This window comes from Vannielia sp. ABF1_015 (assembly GCF_056160745.1).
The window spans coordinates 1,706,892-1,727,317 of sequence record NZ_JBSWXT010000001.1; the positions used below are offsets into that span (position 1 = coordinate 1,706,892).

Annotated in this window: 23 protein-coding genes; 14 read left to right on the forward strand and 9 right to left on the reverse strand. The window is 64.5% G+C overall.

All coding sequences use genetic code 11. The features are described 5' to 3' along the window. Nucleotides 1-156 precede the first annotated feature (156 nt). Genes ACXAG6_RS08560 through ACXAG6_RS08580 form a run of 5 tightly spaced genes read left to right on the forward strand, consistent with a single transcriptional unit; the run spans nt 157 to nt 3,399 of the window. On the forward strand, nt 157-756 hold the full coding sequence (locus ACXAG6_RS08560; RefSeq protein ID WP_475336999.1) for a VOC family protein: 600 nt from the start codon (nt 157-159) through the stop codon (nt 754-756). Continuing rightward, nucleotides 744-1,220, forward strand: a complete 477-nt coding sequence (locus ACXAG6_RS08565) for an N-acetyltransferase family protein (RefSeq protein WP_475337000.1) — start codon at nt 744-746, stop codon at nt 1,218-1,220. The genes ACXAG6_RS08560 and ACXAG6_RS08565 overlap by 13 nt, the downstream gene beginning before the upstream one ends. Nucleotides 1,221-1,251: 31 nt before the next feature. After that, nucleotides 1,252-1,926, forward strand: a complete 675-nt coding sequence (locus tag ACXAG6_RS08570; RefSeq protein ID WP_140013503.1) for a molecular chaperone DjiA — start codon at nt 1,252-1,254, stop codon at nt 1,924-1,926. Continuing rightward, nucleotides 1,923-2,960, forward strand: coding sequence for an endonuclease/exonuclease/phosphatase family protein (locus tag ACXAG6_RS08575; protein ID WP_475337002.1), 1,038 nt, complete (start codon nt 1,923-1,925; stop codon nt 2,958-2,960). Before ACXAG6_RS08570 ends, ACXAG6_RS08575 begins: the two co-directional genes overlap by 4 nt. 37 nt (nt 2,961-2,997) lie before the next feature. Then, complete coding sequence (locus ACXAG6_RS08580; RefSeq protein ID WP_475337003.1) at nt 2,998-3,399, forward strand: hypothetical protein; 402 nt, start codon at nt 2,998-3,000, stop codon at nt 3,397-3,399. 37 nt (nt 3,400-3,436) lie between these two features. On the opposite strand, the gene ACXAG6_RS08585 is transcribed toward ACXAG6_RS08580, so the two are convergent. The 6 genes from ACXAG6_RS08585 to ACXAG6_RS08610 form a co-directional block, all read right to left on the reverse strand. Next, the gene (locus ACXAG6_RS08585) at nt 3,437-4,978 is read right to left on the reverse strand and encodes a Ppx/GppA family phosphatase (protein ID WP_140013507.1); all 1,542 of its coding nucleotides are present in this window, start codon (nt 4,976-4,978) and stop codon (nt 3,437-3,439) included. A 55-nt stretch (nt 4,979-5,033) separates the two neighbouring features. After that, entirely contained in the window at nt 5,034-7,208 is a 2,175-nt protein-coding gene (locus ACXAG6_RS08590) for an RNA degradosome polyphosphate kinase (RefSeq protein ID WP_475337004.1), read from the reverse strand. 49 nt (nt 7,209-7,257) lie between these two features. After that, the gene (locus ACXAG6_RS08595; RefSeq protein WP_475337005.1) at nt 7,258-7,932 is read right to left on the reverse strand and encodes a P-loop NTPase family protein; all 675 of its coding nucleotides are present in this window, start codon (nt 7,930-7,932) and stop codon (nt 7,258-7,260) included. A 3-nt stretch (nt 7,933-7,935) separates the two neighbouring features. After that, nucleotides 7,936-9,063: an AI-2E family transporter gene (locus ACXAG6_RS08600; RefSeq protein ID WP_475337006.1), complete on the reverse strand. Its 1,128-nt coding sequence runs from the start codon at nt 9,061-9,063 to the stop codon at nt 7,936-7,938. A gap of 153 nt (nt 9,064-9,216) precedes the next feature. Beyond that, a complete protein-coding gene (locus ACXAG6_RS08605) occupies nt 9,217-11,010 on the reverse strand; it encodes a methyl-accepting chemotaxis protein (RefSeq protein ID WP_475337007.1) in 1,794 nt (597 codons plus the stop codon). Then, complete coding sequence (locus tag ACXAG6_RS08610) at nt 11,003-11,305, reverse strand: hypothetical protein (RefSeq protein ID WP_475337008.1); 303 nt, start codon at nt 11,303-11,305, stop codon at nt 11,003-11,005. Before ACXAG6_RS08610 ends, ACXAG6_RS08605 begins: the two co-directional genes overlap by 8 nt. 197 nt (nt 11,306-11,502) lie before the next feature. On the opposite strand from ACXAG6_RS08610, the gene ACXAG6_RS08615 reads away from it, so the two are divergent. The 6 genes from ACXAG6_RS08615 to ACXAG6_RS08640 all read left to right on the forward strand — a co-directional run bounded on the left by ACXAG6_RS08615 (nt 11,503) and on the right by ACXAG6_RS08640 (nt 16,868). Beyond that, entirely contained in the window at nt 11,503-11,652 is a 150-nt protein-coding gene (locus ACXAG6_RS08615) for a hypothetical protein (RefSeq protein WP_475337009.1), read from the forward strand. Between the two features lie 58 nt (nt 11,653-11,710). Beyond that, nucleotides 11,711-13,051 (forward strand): proline--tRNA ligase, encoded by a 1,341-nt coding sequence (gene proS, locus ACXAG6_RS08620; RefSeq protein WP_475337011.1) that lies wholly within the window; start codon nt 11,711-11,713, stop codon nt 13,049-13,051. A 10-nt stretch (nt 13,052-13,061) separates the two neighbouring features. Continuing rightward, nucleotides 13,062-13,892 carry a hypothetical protein gene (locus ACXAG6_RS08625; protein ID WP_475337012.1) on the forward strand — a complete coding sequence of 277 codons (831 nt, stop codon included), beginning with the start codon at nt 13,062-13,064 and terminating at the stop codon, nt 13,890-13,892. A gap of 121 nt (nt 13,893-14,013) precedes the next feature. After that, nucleotides 14,014-15,261: a lipoprotein-releasing ABC transporter permease subunit gene (locus tag ACXAG6_RS08630; RefSeq protein ID WP_475337942.1), complete on the forward strand. Its 1,248-nt coding sequence runs from the start codon at nt 14,014-14,016 to the stop codon at nt 15,259-15,261. After that, nucleotides 15,254-15,934 (forward strand): ABC transporter ATP-binding protein, encoded by a 681-nt coding sequence (locus tag ACXAG6_RS08635; RefSeq protein ID WP_475337013.1) that lies wholly within the window; start codon nt 15,254-15,256, stop codon nt 15,932-15,934. Before ACXAG6_RS08630 ends, ACXAG6_RS08635 begins: the two co-directional genes overlap by 8 nt. 151 nt (nt 15,935-16,085) lie before the next feature. Beyond that, nucleotides 16,086-16,868, forward strand: coding sequence for a hypothetical protein (locus tag ACXAG6_RS08640; protein ID WP_475337014.1), 783 nt, complete (start codon nt 16,086-16,088; stop codon nt 16,866-16,868). On the opposite strand, the gene ACXAG6_RS08645 is transcribed toward ACXAG6_RS08640, so the two are convergent. Both ACXAG6_RS08645 and ACXAG6_RS08650 read right to left on the reverse strand, forming a co-directional pair. After that, nucleotides 16,865-17,305, reverse strand: coding sequence for a DMT family transporter (locus ACXAG6_RS08645; RefSeq protein WP_475337016.1), 441 nt, complete (start codon nt 17,303-17,305; stop codon nt 16,865-16,867). The genes ACXAG6_RS08640 and ACXAG6_RS08645 overlap by 4 nt on opposite strands. A gap of 104 nt (nt 17,306-17,409) precedes the next feature. Beyond that, a complete protein-coding gene (locus tag ACXAG6_RS08650; RefSeq protein ID WP_475337017.1) occupies nt 17,410-18,096 on the reverse strand; it encodes a hypothetical protein in 687 nt (228 codons plus the stop codon). 222 nt (nt 18,097-18,318) lie between these two features. On the opposite strand from ACXAG6_RS08650, the gene ACXAG6_RS08655 reads away from it, so the two are divergent. From ACXAG6_RS08655 to ACXAG6_RS08665, 3 genes are all read left to right on the forward strand, one after another. Then, nucleotides 18,319-18,714 (forward strand): c-type cytochrome, encoded by a 396-nt coding sequence (locus tag ACXAG6_RS08655; RefSeq protein WP_475337018.1) that lies wholly within the window; start codon nt 18,319-18,321, stop codon nt 18,712-18,714. A gap of 139 nt (nt 18,715-18,853) precedes the next feature. Then, nucleotides 18,854-19,144, forward strand: coding sequence for a hypothetical protein (locus ACXAG6_RS08660; RefSeq protein ID WP_475337020.1), 291 nt, complete (start codon nt 18,854-18,856; stop codon nt 19,142-19,144). Nucleotides 19,145-19,306: 162 nt separating this feature from the next. After that, on the forward strand, nt 19,307-19,513 hold the full coding sequence (locus ACXAG6_RS08665) for a CsbD family protein (protein WP_140013521.1): 207 nt from the start codon (nt 19,307-19,309) through the stop codon (nt 19,511-19,513). A 66-nt stretch (nt 19,514-19,579) separates the two neighbouring features. Here ACXAG6_RS08665 and ACXAG6_RS08670 read toward each other — a convergent pair whose 3' ends face one another. Further along, nucleotides 19,580-20,263, reverse strand: a complete 684-nt coding sequence (locus ACXAG6_RS08670) for a hypothetical protein (RefSeq protein WP_475337021.1) — start codon at nt 20,261-20,263, stop codon at nt 19,580-19,582. Between the last annotated feature and the right edge of the window lie 163 nt (nt 20,264-20,426).

Genomic DNA, 20,426 nt, shown 5'->3' on the forward strand with positions numbered 1-20,426 from the left:
CCCGCCCGCCCACCCCGCGACCCCACCCCCGGCCTTTGGCTGGCGCGGCTCTCTGCACCGTGCGGCGGGCTGTTCTGCACGCAGCGCATTGGAGTATTTCCGGCAAGAAAATGAACCGGCTTGTGCTTTGGGGCGGGGCGTGGCTTTCATGCGGGCATGATTGAATTTGACCATATCGCAGTGCTCTGCGGACGGCTGGAGGAGGGGGTCGCCTATGTGGAGGAGGCGCTGGGTGCGGCGCTTTCACCGGGTGGGCAGCACGCGGCCTTTGGCACCCATAATGCCCTGTTGTCGCTTGGGGGCGAAGAATATCTGGAGGTCATCGCTGTGGACCCGGAGGCCCCCAAGCCGGGGCGGGCGCGGTGGTTTGACCTTGATCGTTTCGAGGGCCAGCCGCGGATTGCGCGCTGGGTGTGCCGGGTGGATGACCTTGGCGCAGCGGTGGCCGCGCATCCCGGTGTGGGCGTGCCTTTGGCGCTGACGCGGGGCGCGTATCGCTGGTCTATGGCGGTGCCGGAGGATGGCATTCTGCCGATGAACAACATGCACCCGGCGCTGATGGTGTGGCAGGGCCCGCATCCGGCGCCCGCCTTGCCGGACGTGGGCGTGCGGCTGGCGGAGTTGCTGGTGGGCCATGCAGCGGCGCGGGATTTGAAGCTGCTGGGGCTTGAGGACGCGCGGTTTCGGTTCATGCGGGGGCCGACGCGGATGGCCGCCCGGTTTGACACGCCGGGGGGCGTGAAGTGGCTGAGGTAAGGCGGGCCGCGCCGGAAGATGCAGGGCCGATTTGCGAGCTGATCAACTGGGTGGTTCGCGAGACAGTGGTGACCTTCAACAGCGTCGAGAAGGTGCCGGACGAAATTGCCGCAGCGATGGAGCAGGTGCCCTTTTGGGTCACCGAGCAGGCGGGCCGGGTGGTGGGCTATGCCAGCTATGGGCCTTTTCGTGGCGGCGTGGGCTATGGGCGCACCAAGGAGCATTCGATTGCTGTGCGGCCCGAGGCTTGGGGCCGGGGCGCGGGGCGGGCCTTGATGGAGGCGCTTTGTGGCCATGCCAGTGCGGCGGGGGTACATTCGCTCTTTGCGGGCGTGAGCGGTGAGAATGAGGCCGGCGTAAGGTTTCACGCGGCTTTGGGCTTTCAGGAGGTCGCCCGGTTGCGGCAGGTCGGCTGGAAGTTTGACCGCTGGCATGACCTTGTGCTGATGCAGAAATTTTTGTGACCCCCTCGGCGCAGGTGGTTAAGGTGACCTCATGTCGATTTGGTCCCGTATAGGTGATGCGCTTTCGGCTCTTCGCGCGGGCGAGGGGCTTGGGGCGGTGTTTGACCGTTTGCGCACTGCGCCCGAGCGCACCGTGGGCTTTACCATCGCGGTGATTGCTCTTGGCGCAAAGATGGCCAAGGCCGATGGGATGGTGACGAAAGATGAGGTCACCGCCTTTCGCGAGGTTTTTACCATTCCGCCCTCAGAGGAGGCCAATGCGGCGAGAGTCTTCAACCTTGCGCGGCAGGATGTGGCGGGATTTGAGGATTATGCTGCCCGGATCGCGCGGATGTTCGATGACGGGCATGGCGCCCTGACTGACCTGTTGGAAGGGTTATTTCATATCGCCATGGCCGATGGCGAGTATCACCCGAATGAGGATGACTTTCTGGCGCGGGTGGCGGCGATTTTTCGGGTGAGTGAGCGGGAGTTTCGCTCGCTTCGGGCGCGGTTTGTGCCGGATGCGGAATCCGATCCCTATGCGGTGCTGGGGGTCAGCCCCGATGCGCCAACGGATGAAATTCGCGCGGCATGGCGGCGACAGGTGCGTGAGAGCCACCCCGATGTGATGATGGCGCGCGGCGTGCCCGAAGAGGCGGTGCGAATGGCCGAGAAGCGGATGATCGCGATCAACCGGGCGTGGGAAGAGATCAGCGGGAAGTGAGACTGGCCACCTATAACGTGGAGTGGTTCAACGCGCTCTTTGATGAGGAAGGTGCCCCGCTGGCTGATGGCGAATGGTCGGCGCGATGGAACGTGACGCGGGCCGCGCAGCTGGAGGCACTGGGCATTGTGTTTACCGCGCTGGATGCCGATGCGGTGCTGATCGTGGAAGCGCCGGACTGGAAGGCCCCGCGCCGAACGGAGGCCGCCTTGGAGGGGTTCGCGCGGCTCTTCGGGCTGCGGGCGCGCAAGGCGTTGGTGGGGTTTCACAATGACACGCAGCAGGAGCTGGCGCTGCTCTATGATCCGGACACGGTAGAGGCGCGGCATGATCCGGTGGGGCAGGTTACCGGCAAGAAGGGCAGCGAGGATGCCCCGCGGTTTGACGGCACCTTCCGGATCGACCTTGATATCGACGCGCGCGAAGACCTTGTGCGGTTTTCCAAGCCGCCGCTGGAGGCGGAGCTGCGGCTGAAAGGGATCGACGAGCCGGTGCGGTTGATCGGCGTGCATATCAAGAGCAAGTCGCCGCATGGTGCGCGTTCGGAGGCCGATGCGACGCGGATCTCCATCGCCAACCGGCGCAAGCAGTTGGCGCAATCCATCTGGCTGCGCCGCCGGGTGGAGCAGCATCTGGCGAGGGGCGAGGCGCTGGTTGTGGCCGGGGACTTCAACGACGGGCCGGGGCTGGATGAATACGAGGCGCTGTTTGGCCGTTCGGGGATGGAGATTGTGCTGGGGGCGGACCAGCCCGCGCCGATGCGGCTTGTGGACCCGCATGCAAGGCAGGCGATGGCGGGCGGTGTGATGCAGGCCCATGACACCTCGGCCCGGTTCTATATTCGTGAGGAAAAGCGCTATCTGAGCGCCTTGCTCGACTACCTCATGCTGTCGCCCGGGCTGGCCAGCCGGGCGGCGGGCTGGCGGATATGGCATCCCTTTGATGATCCGGCAATTTATGCGCTGCCCGAACTGCGAGAGGCGCTGCTAGCCGCCTCCGATCATTTCCCTGTCAGCGTCGATCTGGTGACGTGACTTTGAAACGCCGTGCGCGCGTGCCTATATTGAGGCCATGAAACACCTTGCTGCCTTGACCCTTGCGAGCACGCTCGCCATTGCCCCGGCTGTTGCACAGGAGGCCGAGCCCCGGCCTCGTGGCGATATGGATGAGGGCTTTAACCTCGTGGAAGAGGGGATGTTGCTCTTCTTTCGCGGTCTTGCCGAAGAGATGGAGCCCGCGCTGAAGGATATGGCGCGGGAGATGGAGCCGGTGATGCGCGATCTGGCCGAGCAGATCGGGCCGCAGATGGCGGAACTGGCCGAGATGATTGGCGAGTTCGATCAGTATCACCCGCCTGAGCGGCTGGAGAACGGTGACATCATCATCCGCCGCAAGACGCCCGAGGAGATGGAGCGTTCGCCTGAACGGCCGAGGCTTCCGGAGTTTGATCCAGAGGGCGAAATCGAGTTGTGACGCCAGCGGGTGCTGGTGCCCCGGCTCTCACCGGCGGCTAGTCACCAGCGAGCCGGACGTGCATTTCGCAGCCCAACTCGCTTGCCAGCGACTTGAACCGGGCCTCGGCCACCTCACCGTAGAGGTCGGCGGTTGCGCGGGGTAGCACCAGCTTCAGCTCTTTCTTTTTCGGGCGGTATTCCATCCGGCACATGGCCTCGGGGTTGTTGCCCGAGAACATTGCGCCAAAGCGCATGGCCTTGCCGAGCACCACGGCCATTTGCCGGTCACGGTCCGAGAGCAGCTCGACCATCGGCTCAAGGTGCGAGCCGGGGGCGGCGTTGCGGTAGCGGTGGAGCAGGGCGAGGCCAACGAAGATTCGGCCATTGTGATCTATCCCACCGAGGTTGGAGCGGGTGGCATTGTCAAAGCAAACCTCGCCCCGATAGTCGGGGTGGGCGCGCCAGCTTACATCGTGCAGCAGGCAGGCGGCGCGGATCAGGCGTTGCTTGTCGGCGCGGGCGTTGCGGAACAGCGGCATGACGAAGTCGTAGAGCGTGCGGCCAAAGCCAGGCACGCGGGCGTTTTGCGCCTCGTCGAAGCGGGCGGCCTCGATCAGGGGATCGCGGGCGCGGATCAGATCTGACATCTGTTCGTAGAGCATGCCCTCGCGGATGCCATAGGCCGAGATCCACACCTCCTTGGTGCCGAATTTCTTCATCAGACGCCGCAGCACTTCGCCCGCCACCGGCACCAGTGCGATCCGCGCGGCGGACAGGCCGACTTCGCTGCGCACCTCTTCCAGATCGCGCCCGCGCAGCCAATCCAGCGTTTTGCGGAGCTGGGCAGGGGTGGCGTGATAGTCGTGCAGCACATGCAGCGGGTAGCCGCGGCGGTGGATATCAATCTTGGCGATGGCCCGCCACGAGCCGCCGACAAGGTAGAGGCGTTTGTGCTTGGGCAGGGCCTTGGCCAGCTGATCGAGTGTTTCGTCGATCTCGGTCTTGCGGGCCTTGCGACCGCCCTTGATGGTTTTCAGCCGGAGCGGGCCGAGCGAGGTGGAGGCACGTGCCCCAACGCCGCCGTCTTCCAGCAGGGCCAGCTCCATCGAAGAGCCGCCGATATCGCAGGCCAGGCCGGTGGCGCCGGGCCAGCCGACGAGCACGCCCTGTGCCGAAAGCCGGGCCTCCTCTTCGCCGTCCACCACATAGACCTCAAGCCCGGTGGCCGCCTTGATCTCGGCGCAAAACTCCGGCCCGTCATCGGCGTTGCGCACGGCGGCGGTGGCGCAGGCGGTGAGCGGCGGGATGCCCATGCCACGGGCCAGCGCATAGAACCGGCGGATCGCGGCCAGCGCCCGGGTGCGGCCTTCGGGGTTGAGGCGTCCGGTTTCGCCCATGCCTTCGCCGAGGCCGCACATCACCTTTTCATTGAAGAAATAGGCGGGCGAGCGGGCCGCGCCATCGAAGATCACCATGCGGACGGAGTTGGAGCCTATGTCGATAACACCGACGCGGGAGAGCGCCTGCGCATCGGGGTGATCGAAAATCGGGCGTCCGAAAGGGCCGAGGCTTCGTTGCTGCTCGCCTGATCCGTCCATGTCCTCTCCCCGGAAGTGCTTGCCTTGACTTGATAGAGGGCGCGCGCGCGGAAGGTCAATCTTTGGAGTGGGTCAGCTCGGGAACATCGCCAGCCCCCGCCGATCCGCGCCCCGAAAGGGAGGGGTTTTCCATGAAGAAGCGGTGGCAGTTGAACGGCTGGGTGCCCTTGGAGAGTGCGGGCCGGTAAAAGCTGCCATCGGGCTTCATCACCCAGCTTTGCGCGGTGTCGGCCATGTTGGCGGCCATCACCTGCTCGGTGATCTGGGCTTTCACCGTGGGGTTGGTGCATTCCACCAGCGTTTCGACCCGGCGATTGAGGTTTCGCCCCATCCAATCAGCCGAGGAAATATAGACCCGCGCCTTCTTGGACGGCAGCCCGTGGCCGTTGCCAAAGCAGACGATGCGGGAGTGCTCAAGGTAGCGCCCGACGATGGATTTGACGCGGATGTTCTCTGACAGGCCCTTGATGCCGGGGCGCACGCCGCAGATGCCACGGATGACGAGGCTTATCTTCACCCCGGCCTGTGAGGCGGCATAGAGCGCGTCGATCACATCGGGCTCGATCAGCGAGTTCATCTTGGCCCAGATCTCGGCAGGCTTGCCGGCGCGGGCGTGCTCGGCCTCGGCGGCGATCATCTTCAGCAGGGTGGGCTTGAGCGAGATCGGCGAGATCGAAAGGTTTTCCAACTCGCCCGGCTGGGCGTAGCCGGAGAGGTAGTTGAAGACCTTGCCCGCGTCACGGCCCAGCGCCTTATCGCAGGTAAAGAGCGACAGGTCGGTGTAAATGCGGGCGGTGATCGGGTGGTAGTTGCCGGTGCCGTAGTGGGTGTAGGTCACCAGCTCCTTGCCCTCACGCCGCACCACGGTGCTGATCTTGGCGTGGGTCTTGTAGTTCATGAAGCCGTAAACGACATGCGCGCCAGAGCGCTCCAGCCGCCGACTTTGCCGGATGTTCGCCGCCTCATCGAAGCGGGCCTTCAGTTCCACGAGCGCGGTAACCGACTTGCCGTCTTCCGCCGCCTCGCAGAGCGCCTCGACGATGGGCGAGTTTTTTGACGTGCGGTAGAGCGTTTGCTTGATCGCCACCACATCCGGGTCGCGCGCGGCCTGCTGGAGAAAGCGCACCACCATATCGAAGGTTTCATAGGGGTGATGCAGCAGCATGTCCTTCTGGCGGATCGCTGCAAACATGTCGCCCTCGTGGTCTTGCACGCGCTCGGGCACGCGGGGCGTGAAATTGGGCCAGAGCAGATCGGGGCGGGCGTCGATCACCAGTTCCTTGAGGTCGGCAACGCCGAGGATGCCGCTGGTTTCGATCACCTCCTCATCATCCACCTCCAGCTCACGCATGATGAGCGCCTTCAATGCCTTGGGCGCGCCGGAGGACATGTTGAGGCGGATGACCTCGCCGCGGCGGCGACGTTTGAGCGCGGTTTCGAACTCGCGGACGAGATCTTCGGCCTCTTCCTCAAGCTCAAGGTCGCTGTCACGCAGCACGCGGAAGGTGCAGGAGCCCTTCTCGCGGTAGCCCGGAAAGAGCGAGCCGATGTGCAGGCGCAGCAGGGCTTCGAGCGGCAGAAAGCGGTGTTTGCCCTCGGTCGCAGGCAGGGCGATGAACCGATCGACCTGATGGGGGATCGGTAGGATGGCATCAAGCTTGCGGCCCGAGTTCTCGCTTTCCAGCTGGAGTGCGAGGCAGAAGCCGGTGTTGGCGATGAACGGGAAAGGGTGGGCCGGGTCGATGGCGAGCGGCGAGAGCACCGGAAACACCTGCGCGAGGAAGTAATCGGCCAGAAACGCGTGATCTTCCTTGCTCAGGCTCTTGGCATCGAGCAGGGAAATGTCGTTTTCTTCCAGTTCCTTGCGCAGGGTTGCCCAGGTTTCTTGCTGGCGGGCCATGAGCTTGCGGGCATCGGTGTTGATGAGCAGCAACTGCTCAGCGGGGCTGAGGCCATCGGCGGCGGGCGTGGTGTTGCCGGCGCGGGCCAGCTCGCGCAACCCGGCGACGCGTACGGTGTAGAACTCGTCGAGGTTGGTGGCCGAGATTGATACAAAGCGGATGCGTTCGAGCAGGGGAACACGCGGGTTTTCCGCCTCTTCCAGCACTCGCCAGTTGAACCCCAGCCATGAGAGTTCGCGGTTGTAGAAGCGCGACGGCCCGGACAGGTCATCTGCGTCAAGCTCGACGGGGGCCGGATATGCGGCTGTGAGGAAGTCGGATTGGGTCATGGCACGGGTTTAGGCTGGAAAAGTCACGTCTGGATGACGGTCTTACCTTCTATGTGCCTGAAAAGCCGCCATCATCCAAGACCTCGCGCGCCAGCTTGCGGGAGAGTTTGTGCCCTGTGGCGAGTTGGTGCCGATCCAGCGCGATCACCAACCGGCGCGCGGCGGCGGCGGAACGCTCCATGCGGGGCAGCAGGTAATCGAGCAGTTTTTGCGTTGGCGTGAGCTGGCGGTCGGTAAAGTGTTTGACAAGGAGCGCGGTGAGCAACATGTCGTCCGGCTCGGCGAGCCGCGCGCGGGGGGTGGCCTGAAGGCGGGTTTCGAGGTCGGGCAGGGCGCAGGGCGGAAGCGGCTCGCGCGCCGTGAGCAGCAGCCGGGCGGGGGCGGCGGCGGCGCGGTTGAGGAGGTGAAAGAGCGGCTCTTCCTGCTCGCGGGTGCCGAGGATGAGGTGAATGTCTTCGACCAGCAGCGAGCTGCCCGGCTCGGGCGGGGGCAGCTGTGCAAGGCCGAGGGCGTCGAGCCGGGTCGCGCAGGTATCGGCGGCCCAGATCGCGGCGAGGTGGCTCTTGCCCGCCCCTTCCGGCCCGCTCAGCAGAAGCCGCCCGTTTGGCCACATCGGGCTGTCGTCGATCAGCGCAGCGGCATCGGCATTGGCGGGCGAGATGAAGAATGCATCGCGCCCGGTGGCCTCGATCACCGGGAGATCTATCGGGAGCTGGCGGGGCATGGGCTAGTCTTTCAGCCGGGACTTGGCGATATCGGCGGAGGTTTCGTTGGGCGTTCGGGCCTCGGCCACGGCCTCCTGATCATAGAGCCCACGATAAAGCCTGCCCTGCTTGTACTGGCCGATGGCCCAGCGCGCGATCACACCGAGCGAGGCGGCCACCGGGACGGCCACGAGCATGCCGGTGAAGCCGAAGAGGGTGCCGAAGGCGGAGAGCGCGAAGATCAGCCAGACCGGGTGCAGCCCGACGGACTGGCCGACGAGGTTGGGCGTGAGCACGTTGCCCTCCAGGAACTGGCCGAAGAAGAAAATGATGGCCACCGCGCCGATCCACCACCATTCGCCCCAGAACTGAAAGAAGGCCAGCCCGATGGCCAGCGCGCCCCCGACGAGTGCGCCAACGTAGGGGATGAAGGTGAGCGCCCCCGCCACGGCCCCGACAACGAGGCCGAAGTTGAGGCCAACGGACATGAGGGCCACCGCATAGAAGATGCCCAGCACGAGGCAAACGGTGCCTTGCCCGCGGATGAAGGCGGCGAGCGTCTTGTCGATCTCGCGGGCGAGGTGGCGGATGGTGGGGGCATGATCGCGGGGCAGCAGATCGTCGATGCGGGCCACCATCCTGTCCCAGTCGAGCAGGAGGTAGAAGGCGACGATGGGCACGAGGACAAGCAGCACAAGCACGTTGACGATGCCCGAAACCGAGGCCACCAGCGAAGATACAAACTCGCCACCCTTGGACTGGATGGTTTCGCCAAGGCTCGCGAGCGACTTGGAGATGGTGCTTTCTCCGTCCATCAGGTCGGGGAAGCGGGTGGTGAGGAAGTTGCGCAGATCAGAGAAGATCTGCGGCGCGGCTTTGAAGAGGGCGATGGATTGCTCAACCAGCGTGGGCATGATCAGCAGCGCGCCGAGGACGAAGATCAACAGGGCGACAACGGAGATGAGGATCACCGCCGCGATGCGGTGCAGGCCCAGCCTTTCGAGCCGGTCGGCCACTGGATCAAGGCAGTAGGCGACCGCGCCGCCTAGGATGAACGGCAGGATCACGTCGCCCAGCACGTAGAGCACGCCGAAGAAAACCACGGCGGCGAGTGTCCAGTATTTGGCCTGTGTGCCGACGGGAAGTGCCATACCTGCCCCTGTGCTCGTTCCGGGCCCATAATGCCTGTGGGCGGGCGAGGCGCAAGGGCGGTTGGGGCCAGGGCGGGCCTGCGCCGTGGTTGTTGGCTGACGGCAGCCGCCGGGGCAGGGCTTGTTGCACGGCGTGGCGGGCGCGGCCGGAGGTTAGGAGGCCGCGCGCAGGGGCGGCATGACGGGTATATCTTGAGGCGGTTTCGTGGCGACCGGGGCATTGTCCTCGGCAAGCGAGAACCCCTTCATCAGCGCGTTCAGCTCATCGGCGCTGCCTGCGAGCATGGCGTTGGCGGCTGTGGTCTCTTCGAACATGCCTGCATTCTGCTGGGTGACGCGCTCAAGTTCGGAGACGGCCTCGTTCACCTCGCTCAGGCCTCGCGACTGATCGGAGGTGGCATCGGCGATGGAGCGAAGGCGCTCGACAATGCCGGTGACAGAGGCCTGTATCCCTTCCAGCGCTGTGCCGGTGTTCGTCACCAGTGAGGCGCCGTTGGATATTTCGCCAACCGAGTTGGAGATGAGGCCATTGATCTCACGCGCAGCATCGGAGCTGCGCTGGGCCAGCGCGCGGACCTCGGAAGCGACCACGGCAAAGCCGCGCCCGGCCTCGCCCGCGCGAGCGGCCTCCACCCCGGCGTTGAGTGCGAGAAGATTGGTCTGGAAGGCAATGTCGTCAATCACAGAGGTAATTTTGTGGATTTCGCGCGAGCTTTCTTCGATGCGGTTCATCGCGTCCACCGCCTCGGCCATGATGCCTGTGCCCTCGGCGGCTTCGGTTGAGGTGCTTTCAGCCTGTTTGCGGGCATCGCACGATTCGCTGGCCACGATTTCGATGGTGCGCGTCAATTCCTTCAGGGTGGCCGCGATTTGGGCGAGGGTTGCAGCCTGCTTTTCGGTGCGAGTCGAAAGATCTGTGGCAGAAGACGACAGTTCGCATGATTGCTCATTGATCGAGGCCGCTTGAGAGATGACTGCGTTCATCGTGGAGCACAGCCGCTCGCCGGCACCGTTGAAGTGATGGGCGAGGTCGTCAAAGTCTGCGCCCAGATCTTCGGTTACGCGCACTGCAAGGTCACCTTCGGCCATGCGTGCGAGTTTTTGTCGGAAGACTTCCAGCAACCGCGCGAGGGCTTCGTTGCGTTCTGCCGCGGTGCGGGCCTCGCGCGCCTCCGCTTCGGCCGCTTCGGCTGCCCGCTTTTCAACTTCCTTCAGCGCCGTTTCGGCCTCTGAGCGGGCCTTTGCAGCGGCCTTGGATTGCACTTTCGCCTGCCCCAGTGCCTCCGTCGCGCGGCTGGCTTCTTCGAGGGCTTTTGTGCTGCTCTCTTCGGCTCTCGCCTTTGCAAACCGGCTTTCACGAGCCTTTTGAGAGGCTTCTCGCGACAGGGAGATGCGGTTGAGGATTGTCAGCGTGAGAACGGAGGTTTCTGCCACCACGATGATGGCATGAAACACTGTGCGCCCGACATTGAGAACCAGATCGGAGGAGGGGTAGACCAGCGCCGGGAGGGCGAAGGTGAGCACGAGGTGATGCACCGCGATCGTGCCCGCCGCCACCAGCAGAGGCACGATATCTGCCATGGCAACGAGCATGGCGAGCACGGCGAAGTAGGTCATGTGGCTGTCGATCTGCATCGGGTGCCCTGCGAGTGCGGCGTTGAGCGAGATCGCCAGGCCGGTGAGGGATTGAGCCACGAGGATGCGGGCGGCGCGGGGGGCGAAGCGGGGTGCCGCCAGCCCAAGCAGGGTGAAGGCCCCTCCGGCGAGACCCATCACCATGAAGTTGCCGCCCATCATCCACTCTGCTGCGAGCGCCAACAGCCAGATCACTGGCGTGAGGCGCGACAGCAATTTGACGGCGTTGGCGCGGGCTTCTTCAAGGGCGTGGTCCACGCCCGGGTCGATCGCCTGATCGGCAGTCAGAAGCAGGGGCGCGGACTTAGGCATCGGAGGCTCCACAGATAAGGGCGATTGCGCCACCGCTGAACACGGCCCAGGCCCCGTGGCCGGGGGCCGAGCGCGCAGCGGTGGGGGACGGGTAGGCGGCGAGCATGGCGAAGGGCGCACGTGTTGGCCCGATGAGCCGCCCACCCGAGGCGGCGAGCACGGCCTCGGCGTCAGCCCATGGCGGCAGAACGATCAGCACCGGCCCGTCGCCCACCGGCGCGGCCAGTATGGCAGCCACGGGCGTTATGGCGATGGTGCCAATGAAGGTGAGAACTATGGCCAGGCTATTGCGCATGCGGATCATTTCAATGCTTCACAGCACAGGTTCTATGGCTTCCGCCTTTCTGTTGGCTTAACGCGCGGCAACTTTTGCCACTTATTGAGGGCCACGCGCGATTGGGCAGTGAAAAAGCCGTGATTCCCTGGCGGCGTGATTGCTTGCCCCAAGGGCAATTGCCAGTCTGGAGCCATCAGAATGAAAGCCGCTGCCCGATGACCCGCTATCTCAAGCTCTCCGCTCTCACCGTTCCGCCGCCCGCGCCCAAGCCCGAGGTTGCGGTGCCCGAGCCGCGCCCGGAGCCGGAGGCCGCGGGGAAGGACCGCCCCGCGCCCAAGCCGTCGCGCAAAGCCAAAATCTTGTGAGCCCGCCCGCGATGGGCTAGAGCCTCGGGGCAACACACATCGCCCCAGAGGACCAATAATGCGCCTGAGCCGCTACTTCCTTCCCGTTCTCAAGGAAACCCCTGCCGACGCGCAGATCGCCTCGCATCGCTACATGTTGCGTGCGGGCATGATCCGCCAGCAGGCCGCCGGGATCTATTCGTGGCTGCCGCTGGGCTTCAAGGTGCTCAAGCGGATCGAGCAGATCGTGCATGAGGAGCAGGCGCGGGCGGGGCATATCCCCATGTTGATGCCCACGGTGCAGCCTGCTGACCTGTGGCGCGAGAGTGGCCGTTATGACGCCTATGGCCCGGAGATGCTGCGCATCCGCGACCGGCACGACCGCGACATGCTGTTCGGCCCCACCAACGAAGAGATGATCACCGACATCTTCCGCGCCCATGTGGCCAGCTACAAGAGCCTGCCGCTGACGCTCTACCACATCCAGTGGAAGTTCCGCGACGAGATCCGTCCGCGCTTCGGGGTGATGCGGGGACGCGAGTTCTACATGAAGGACGGTTACAACTTCGACCTCACCAAGGAGGACGCGCTGCACGCCTACAACCGCCACATGGTGAGCTACCTGCGCACCTACGAGCGGATGGGGCTGACGGCGATCCCGATGCGGGCCGACAGCGGGCCGATCGGTGGTGACGACACGCATGAGTTCCTGGTGCTGGCCGATACCGGCGAGAGCGATGTGTTTTACGATGCGGGGGTGACCGAGCTGAAGCTGGGTGACCGCGAAATCGACTATGATGACCGCGAGCAGGTGAAGGGGGTTTGTGACGAGTTCACAAGCCTTTACGCCCGCACCGACGAGACCCATGACGAAGCGCTATACGGCGAGATCCCCGAGGAGCGCCGCCGCGCGGGTAAGGGCATTGAGGTGGGGCAGATCTTTTACTTCGGGACCAAGTATTCCGAGCCGATGGGCGCAAACGTGCAGGGGCCGGACGGGGCCAAGGTGCCGGTGCACATGGGCTCGCACGGGATTGGTGTGAGCCGCCTTGTGGGCGCGATCATTGAAGCGAGCCATGATGACAAGGGCATCATCTGGCCCGAGGGCGTGACCCCCTTCCACGTGGGGATCGTGAACATGCGCACGGGCGACGAGGCCTGTGATGCGACGAGCGCGGCGCTTTATGGCACGCTGAAGACGCTGGGCCTTGATCCGCTGCTGGATGACACCGACGAGCGGGCAGGGGCGAAGTTTGCCACGCAAGATCTGATCGGCCTGCCATGGCGGATTACCGTGGGGCCGCGCGGGCTGAAGAATGGTGTGGTGGAGCTGACCAGCCGCCGCACTGGCGAGAGCGAGGAGCTCAGCCCCGAGGCCGCCGTGCAGAAGCTGGCGGGGATCTACGAGGGGCACCTCTGAGGGTGCCGGCGTGATCCCGCCCGAGGGCTTTGCCGAAAACCTCCTCCTGCTGAAAGGTCGGATGGAGCGCCACGGCGGGTTGAGGGAGCTTGCGGCGTGGCTGGACGGGTGGAACAGCCACCGGCTGCACGGCGGGGGGCCGGACCCGGAGGGTTCTTATTTTTTCAACCATTTCGAGAAGTTCGTTCGGGAAGCCTACCCGGAGGCCGGGTTGAAGAGCTGGGATGATATCCTGACCGATGCGGCGGGCGGGGACCGTGAGGGGGTGGCGCTGTTCTACGAACTGTTCGACAGGTTCGGACCGGCGCAGGCAGCCAAGGAGCGGCTGGCGGAGAAGAGCAGCCATGGACCGGGCCAGATTTCGCGGCCCGGGCCTGCCCCCAAGCCCAAACCGGCCGCGCCAGCCAAAAAGCCCGGGCGCACTCCGATCGCTCCGCCCAAGACCTTTCTCACCATGCTGGCCGCCTATCGGGATGCGCCCGAAACCCGCCCCGGCGATGGCTCTCTGGAGGCGCTTCACCAGCTCTTTCGCACGACGGATGTGCTCAAGGAGGTGCGCGTCTTTCGGCCCGATCTCTCCCAGTTGACCATGTGGATGCAATATTACGTCGAGCGCACCGACACCACCGATTGGGATGTGCTGATGGCGCCGATGACCGACGAGGGTGAAGACCCGTTTACGGCGCTGCTGCGGGTGGCGACGGCGCTGGAACGGCGCGAGCGCGATGCGGCGCACCCCTACATTGGCACCGGCGGATATCCGGTGATCCCGGCGGAGTCGCATCGAAAGGTGCCGGGGATGCCGCTGCTGCTGCGCCCGATCTCGATCTACTACGAGTGATCGGCCCCTTTGGCGCTTGACCCGGACCGCCCCACCCCGCATTTTCCCGCGCAAACAGGCAGGAGGCCCCGACGTGGCCGGAAAAGCAGGAAAAACAGCGCCATTCTCGCGCTATGAGTGGATGATCGCATGGCGCTACCTGCGCTCGCAGCGGTCGGACGGGGGTGTTTCGATCCTGAGCTGGATCGCGCTGGGGGGGATTACCCTTTCGGTCTTTGCGCTGATCGTGGTGATGGCGGTGCGCTCGGGCTTCCGGACCGATTTTGTTGATACGATCATCGGCGCCAATGCGCACACCTCTGTGCGGGCGGCAGTTTACGTTGACGAGAACGGTGCCACCAGCCGCCAGATCACCGATTATGACACGGTGGCCGACCGGATTGCCGAAGTGCCGGGGGTGACATCGGTTGCGCCGCTGGTCAAAGGGCAGGTGCTGGCCAACTTGAGAGCGGCAAATGCGGGCGTGGAGGTCTATGGCATCCGCGCGGATGACCTGATGAACCTGCCCCGCATCGTGGAGCCCGAACAGAGCGAAGGGGATATTGCCCGCTTCAACGAGGGCATCGCCATCGGCTGGGGCGTGGCGCAGGAGCTGGGCGCGACGGTGGGTGAGAAGATCCGCATCATCAACCCCAACGGCACCCGCTCCCCGATGGGCGTGACCCCGCGGGTGAACGCCTATGAGGTGGTTTACATCTTTCAGGCCGGGCGCTGGGACATTGACCGCACCCGGGTTTACCTGCCGTTCGAGGAGGCGCAGAGCTTTTTCAACTTCGATGGCGCTGCGAGCGAAATCGAGGTGATGGTGGACGACCCCGAGGAGATCAAAGCATGGGATACGCCGCTGCTTCAGGCGGCGGGCGACCGGATGATCCTGTGGAGCTGGAAGGACGCCTGGGGCAACTTTTTGCGGGCGCTGGTGATCGAAGACATCATGATGATCATCATCATGTCGATCCTTGTGCTGATCGCCGCGCTCAACATCATCTCGGGCCTGATCATGCTGGTGAAGAACAAGGGCCGCGACATTGGCATTCTGCGCACCATGGGGCTGACGCGGGGGGCGATTTTGCGGGTGTTCTTCCTCTGCGGTGCGCTCATTGGCACGGTGGCCACGGCGCTGGGCACGGTGCTGGGCTGCCTCTTTGCGCTGAACGTGAACAACATCGTCAGCTTCATCAACTGGATGAGCGGCTCGGAGGTGTGGGACGCCTCGATCCGGGGCATCTACCGGGTGCCAAGCGAGTTGCAGGCCGGTGACGTGGCCTTTGCCGTGGGGCTGGCGCTGGCCCTTTCTTGGGGGGCAACGATCATCCCGGCCCGCCGTGCGGCGCGGCTCGATCCGGTGGAGGCACTGCGCTATGAGTGAAGTTCTGGGGCTGGCGGGGATCGAGAAGACCTACAACGCCGGAAAGCCGAATGAGATCAACGTGCTGCGCGGGGCCTCGCTGGAGGTGGCCGCGGGTGAGGTGGTGGCGCTTGTCGCCCCGTCCGGCTCGGGCAAATCGACCTTGCTGCACATCGCCGGGCTGCTCGACACCCCAACCGCAGGGGCCGTGCGGCTGCTGGGCGAAGACATGGGCGCATTGGGCGATGGGCGGCGCACCGAGGCGCGGCGTGCGCAGGTTGGATTTGTCTATCAGTTCCACCATTTGCTGCCCGAGTTCACCGCGCTGGAAAACATCGTGCTGCCCCAGCTTGCCAACGCGGTGGAGCAGGACGCCGCGGAGGCGCGCGCGCTGGAGCTGTTGGGCACGGTCGGGCTGGAAGGCCGGGCCAGCCACCGCCCGGGGGAGCTTTCGGGCGGCGAGCAGCAGCGGGTGGCCTTTTGCCGGGCGCTGGCCAACAAGCCCGCCCTCCTGCTGGCCGATGAGCCCACCGGCAACCTTGATCCGGACACCTCGGACACGGTTTTTCAGGCGCTGATGACGCTGGTGCGCGAAACCGGCCTTGCCGCGCTGATCGCCACCCACAACCTTGAGCTGGCCGCCCGGATGGACAGGATCGTGCGCCTCGATGCAGGGCACCTCGTCGCGGGCTGACGCACCCCTGTCCGCGCGAGGTTATCCTTGTGTTTCCCGAGGCTTATCGTTTCTGAATCCGGGCAAGACTGTTTCCCCATCCGCAGGGCGTTATGGTTTATGCTGCCGTCAACTCTGATGAACGGTGACTCTCATGGACTGGTCTCTCATTATGGCAATGCCTCTCATGCTCCTTGCGGGGTTCATGGGTGATGCCGTGAGCCGCGATGAAGGCAACGGCGGCACCGAAGGCGGGCGCGACGCCAATGCGGAGGACGCCGGAGAGGGCGAAGACCAGATCTCGACCGGTGAGGAGGATGACCTGATCCGCTCTTATGCGAGCGACGATCTTGGGGAAGCCGAGGCGGGCGATGAGCTGCTTGAGGGCGGCGCTGGTGAGGATCTGCTGGATGTTGCTGAGGGCGACGAGGCGGTGATCGTTGCCGAAGAAGGCACCGCCGAGGATGATGGCGATGCTGAGGAGGCGCGGATCGTTGCGGGCGATGGCGCTCTGCTGGCCAAGGGCGGCGCGCTTACTTGTGGCGACGGGGTGGGCGGCCTTGAGGGCGATGACGCGCTTGAGGGTGATGCCGGTGATGAGGCGCTTGAGGGCGCTGATGGCGATGACCTGCTTGATGCTGACGGGAGTGACGCCACCGAAGAGGGCGGCGTTGAAGACCAGTTGCTTGCCGTTGCCGGAGCCGACACCGCAGCGGATGATGCGGGCGGGGAGAGCGATGCCTCTGAGCCGGAAAGCTACACCGCCCGGATCGCCGCTTTTGACCCGGTGGAGGATGTTCTGTTTCTGGAAGACCCGGAGGCGGATGACGGGGATATCGGCATGGAGCTTGTCACCGATGGCGTTGTGGTGACGCTTGCGCAGCAGGTGGTGCTGCTGGAGGGCCTGAAGGAACTGCCGGACGCTGGCTCTGTGATGGTTGCGCGGCCCAGCTAACCCTTTTGCACCAGCACTACGCCTGCAGCCATGAGCAGCAGCCCCATGCCACGCAGCGCCGTCATCGGCGTTTGGATTGCGCCGAAGAGGCCAAAGTGGTCGATCGCTGCAAACGACACCATTTGCCCGAGCAGCACGAAAACCACCGCGTTGCCGATGCCGAAATGCGGCGCGACCCAGGTGATCGACAGCACGTAGAACGCCACGAAGACCCCGGCAATGAAGCCCTCACGCGGGGCGGTGGCAAAGCGGGCCAGCGGCGCGGGGCCGGTGATGAGCGCGGTCACGAGGGCCACGGCGACGGCCACCAGAAACAGCACCACGGCAGCCGAGGCAGGCGAGCCGACATGCCGCCCGAGGCTGGCGTTGAGCGCGGCAAGGATCGGAATGCCGATGCCCGCGGCGAGCATGATGGCGGCGGAACTGGCGTAACCCATCGGCGTGTCTCCTGTGTTCTGCGGCGAGGCTAGGCCGGGCGCGCGATGGGGGCAACGGGGCCAGTGTGGCGCAAAAGGTGAAAGATCCGTTTACCGCGCCGTGCTCAGGAACATATCCCTTCAATTTCAGCCTCTTCCCAAGGGAGCTGCACCTTGCCGACAGGGCGAGACAGCTCTAGCGGGGCGGGGTTCATGACCTGCGACAGAAGGCTGCGCAGGCGTGCGGTGCGGGGGCCTCGCGGATCGAGCGCGCGGCAGCAGACGAACTCTTCCACCAGCGAGGCCTGCTGCTCGTAGGGGTAGTCGAGAAAGCGGGGATTGCTTTCTGGATCAAACAGATAGGGGTCAATATTGCCCTTGTGCTCGGCAGCGGCCTTCAGCGGGTGATAGCCGGTCAGGCGACGGTTTTGCCATTGCCAGACATGGGTGATCTCATGGGCCAGAAACATCGCCGCAGGCAGGTTCAGCTGCTCTGGCCAGCCTTCGACATAATCTTCCAAGTGCCAGTCAGGGTTGAGAAAAATCTTGTTGAACAAGACCAGCCCGGCGGTGCGGGATTTGAAGGTTTTCTCCTTCATCGGAGGCAGGATCAACTCGCGGCAGGTGGTGCGGGGGCGGGAGAGGTAGGTGCGCTCGATCGCGCCAACGGTGCCCCAGGTTGTGAGGCGCACCCGGGAGGTATCGACCCCATCGCCATGAATTTCCTGCAAAAATCCCTTCTCCGCCTCGGTCAGCGGACGGCCGCAGGAGCTGGCGAATAGGGCGAAACAGAGGACGAGAAACAGGCGCATCTGGCGGAGTTTAACGGGTGCGGCGGGGGCGACAAGAGAGGCGTTAACCCTGAAGAGCAGGGGGCAACATCCTATGCACAAGTGATGCACAACCTATGCAGACAGTTTTTTGACCGGGTGGTAAAAATAAACGCGGCGCGCGGTGCGACTTGACAGGGATCATGGCGCGGCCCGCGCGGCGGGCGCAAAATTGGCGCGGGGCAGACATCAGGAGGATCGACGATGAAATGGATGATGATCACGGCCACGGCGGCGCTGGTGGCGGGCATGGCTCAGGCGCAGGATGTGCACGAGGGGCGTTTGCTCTATGAGCGGCACTGTGCCACCTGCCACGGGCTGGATGCCGATGGGCAGGGGCCGATGGCGCCCGCGTTGGTGCTGCAACCGGTGAACCTGACGGAGCTGTCGCTAAACAACTCCGGCACCTTCCCGATGGCGCGTGTCGTCAAGCGGATCGACGGGCGCGACCCGCTGGTCTCGCACGGCTCGCCAATGCCGGTTTACGGCGAGCTCTTCGACGGCGACGACACGCCGCTGAAGGCCGAGACGGGCCAGCCGATCATGACATCGCGCCCGGTGGCGGACTTGGTGGAGTATCTGAAAACGCTGCAGAAATAGCCGTAATTCGGCGATCCTTCCTTTCATGACGGGACTTGTCATCAACTGGTGGTTGTTTTGGCTGCCGGGCGTTCCGATCTGTTCAACAGGCCCGAGCGGGCCCTGATTTTGAACGGATAGAGTGAAAGGAATTTTCGAGATGACCAAGCAGCTGATCATGCTTACCGCCGCCCTGACGATTGCCGCCGGGGGCGCTTTTGCCAAGCCCAAGCCCGACATCTGGAACACCGGCAAGGACCGCTGGCACGCGGCGGTTAAGGACAAGGATTGCGATGGCGGGGTGTGCTGGCAGTACGAGGGCACCTACCCGACGAAGAAGCAGGCCAAGGCCGCTGCGAAACGGGCGATCAAGGAGAAGCAGGCCAGCGGCGTCTGGGGCGACGGGCGCACCGATGGCGGGCTGTGCAGCCAGCCCGGCGTGGAGTGCTGAGGTGTTTCGGAAGGTGGGCAGATTGCCCACCCTACGGGCAGGCGGCGGGGGGATGGCCCCGCTGTTTTGCTATGTGGCGGCTTGGTGCCGAGAGCTTTGCAGCGCGGAACTTCGCACCGAGCGGGGGCGTTATGTGGGCAGAAACCGAAAGGAGGTACTGCTATGAATTGGGATGTCATCCAAGGCAACTGGAAAGAATGGCAAGGCTCCGCCCGCGAGAAGTGGGGCGAGCTGACCGACAATGAACTGCAAGAGGCCAAGGGCGAGCGTGAACAGCTCGTGGGGCTCGTGCAGCAGAAATATGGCTACGCCCGTGAGGAAGCCGAAAAAGAGGTGGACGACTGGCGTGCCGGGCTGAAAGCAGCCTGACCTCGGTTGAGGTAAAGAGTTACCGCCCCCTGCGTGAAAGCGCGGGGGGCTTTTTTGTGGGTTGGGCTATGGAGCGGGGCGGCGGGAGGCAGGCAGGTTGGCTGGCGCGAAAAGCTCGGAGGAGGCGGAGTGCTCCATCCGATCGCCGCGCTGGATCGTCGAGAGCAGGCGCTTGAGGCGTCGGCGCTGGAGCCACGAGCGGACCTGATGCGCCTCAACTTCGACCGGGCGCAGCACCGCGTGCTCGCCGCTGCCGGAAATGTCGAAGCTGCGGTAGGCGGCCACGAGATCGCGGGCTTGGCTGGTGGCGGCGACGGCGATGAGCTTTATGCGGTCGGCCTTGCAGGCGATGTCTTCACTGCTGTGGCGCTGGCGGACCCGCTCAAAGATATCCTCGAAGCTGCCGATGTCGATATAGGCGCCGCTGGCCATGGGGCCTTGGGCGGTTTGGGATTGGTTGCTGTCTTCAAACATCTCCAGCCGGTCGACCACGCTGGCGGTGGTGGTGGTGTCACCGATTTCGACCTCGGCGAGCACGTCGGTCAGATAGGCCGGTTCGGAGCCGAGGTTGGAGATGATGCAGCGGGCAGCGAGGCCGTCGCGGCCCGCGCGGTTGATGAGGAGGCCCGAGCGGGTCTGGCGGCGGAAGGAGACGAGGAAGATGTGGAGGTAGGCGATCCACACCACGGTGGTGGTGAGGCTGACGATGATCTGGATCGCCGGTTGGTTGTCTTGGAGCCATTGCCACATGGGGGGACAACGGGGAAGGGGAGGTGGGGTTCCGTTGGGGGGTCAGAGCGCTTTCGTTCAAGCAACGCGCTTTTGGTATCCAATTAGGGAGCAATGTTGACAGATGATCGGCGATATCACACCATTATCAATTTATGTAGGATGAGGTGGGGGATGTCAGTGT

Excerpts from the sequence above, each read along its gene's own strand:
- ACXAG6_RS08560 (WP_475336999.1), top strand. The coding sequence starts at position 157 with ATGATTGAATTTGACCATATCGCAGTGCTCTGCGGACGGCTGGAGGAG.
- ACXAG6_RS08570 (WP_140013503.1), top strand. The coding sequence starts at position 1,252 with ATGTCGATTTGGTCCCGTATAGGTGATGCGCTTTCGGCTCTTCGCGCG.
- ACXAG6_RS08580 (WP_475337003.1), top strand. The coding sequence starts at position 2,998 with ATGAAACACCTTGCTGCCTTGACCCTTGCGAGCACGCTCGCCATTGCC.
- ACXAG6_RS08585 (WP_140013507.1), bottom strand. The coding sequence starts at position 4,978 with ATGGACGGATCAGGCGAGCAGCAACGAAGCCTCGGCCCTTTCGGACGC.
- ACXAG6_RS08590 (WP_475337004.1), bottom strand. The coding sequence starts at position 7,208 with ATGACCCAATCCGACTTCCTCACAGCCGCATATCCGGCCCCCGTCGAG.
- ACXAG6_RS08595 (WP_475337005.1), bottom strand. The coding sequence starts at position 7,932 with ATGCCCCGCCAGCTCCCGATAGATCTCCCGGTGATCGAGGCCACCGGG.
- ACXAG6_RS08600 (WP_475337006.1), bottom strand. The coding sequence starts at position 9,063 with ATGGCACTTCCCGTCGGCACACAGGCCAAATACTGGACACTCGCCGCC.
- ACXAG6_RS08605 (WP_475337007.1), bottom strand. The coding sequence starts at position 11,010 with ATGCCTAAGTCCGCGCCCCTGCTTCTGACTGCCGATCAGGCGATCGAC.
- ACXAG6_RS08610 (WP_475337008.1), bottom strand. The coding sequence starts at position 11,305 with ATGCGCAATAGCCTGGCCATAGTTCTCACCTTCATTGGCACCATCGCC.
- ACXAG6_RS08615 (WP_475337009.1), top strand. The coding sequence starts at position 11,503 with ATGACCCGCTATCTCAAGCTCTCCGCTCTCACCGTTCCGCCGCCCGCG.
- proS (WP_475337011.1), top strand. The coding sequence starts at position 11,711 with ATGCGCCTGAGCCGCTACTTCCTTCCCGTTCTCAAGGAAACCCCTGCC.
- ACXAG6_RS08630 (WP_475337942.1), top strand. The coding sequence starts at position 14,014 with ATGATCGCATGGCGCTACCTGCGCTCGCAGCGGTCGGACGGGGGTGTT.
- ACXAG6_RS08635 (WP_475337013.1), top strand. The coding sequence starts at position 15,254 with ATGAGTGAAGTTCTGGGGCTGGCGGGGATCGAGAAGACCTACAACGCC.
- ACXAG6_RS08640 (WP_475337014.1), top strand. The coding sequence starts at position 16,086 with ATGGCAATGCCTCTCATGCTCCTTGCGGGGTTCATGGGTGATGCCGTG.
- ACXAG6_RS08645 (WP_475337016.1), bottom strand. The coding sequence starts at position 17,305 with ATGGGTTACGCCAGTTCCGCCGCCATCATGCTCGCCGCGGGCATCGGC.
- ACXAG6_RS08650 (WP_475337017.1), bottom strand. The coding sequence starts at position 18,096 with ATGCGCCTGTTTCTCGTCCTCTGTTTCGCCCTATTCGCCAGCTCCTGC.
- ACXAG6_RS08655 (WP_475337018.1), top strand. The coding sequence starts at position 18,319 with ATGAAATGGATGATGATCACGGCCACGGCGGCGCTGGTGGCGGGCATG.
- ACXAG6_RS08660 (WP_475337020.1), top strand. The coding sequence starts at position 18,854 with ATGACCAAGCAGCTGATCATGCTTACCGCCGCCCTGACGATTGCCGCC.
- ACXAG6_RS08665 (WP_140013521.1), top strand. The coding sequence starts at position 19,307 with ATGAATTGGGATGTCATCCAAGGCAACTGGAAAGAATGGCAAGGCTCC.
- ACXAG6_RS08670 (WP_475337021.1), bottom strand. The coding sequence starts at position 20,263 with ATGTGGCAATGGCTCCAAGACAACCAACCGGCGATCCAGATCATCGTC.